The 267-nt window shown below is 68.9% G+C and carries 1 protein-coding gene; it reads right to left on the bottom strand.

From position 1 onward, the window contains the following. Window positions 1-267: dihydroxy-acid dehydratase domain-containing protein (locus ACG0Z3_RS23445; protein WP_394402466.1), on the bottom strand; the 267-nt coding region annotated here is incomplete at both ends.

Below are 267 nucleotides of genomic sequence, written 5' to 3'. Positions count from 1 at the left end.
CGATGTGGCGGCTGGCCGTGTCGAAGTCGTCCAGCGTGACGGCGAGATTCGCCCGGCGGCTGATGGCGACCAGGTGAATGATGGCGTTGGTGCTGCAGCCCATGGCCATCGCGACGGCGATGGCGTTGGCGAAGCTGCCCTTGCTGAGCAGCCGGGCCGGCGTCAGGTCGTCCCACACCATCTGCACGATGCGGCGGCCGCAGTCGGCGGACATGCGGATGTGGTTGGCGTCAGGCGCGGGAATGCTGGACGCACCCGGCAGCGTGA

Source organism: Pelomonas margarita, assembly GCF_043555875.1.
Taxonomy (GTDB): domain Bacteria; phylum Pseudomonadota; class Gammaproteobacteria; order Burkholderiales; family Burkholderiaceae_C; genus Pelomonas; species Pelomonas margarita.
This window is presented reverse-complemented; position numbering and strand designations above follow the sequence as displayed.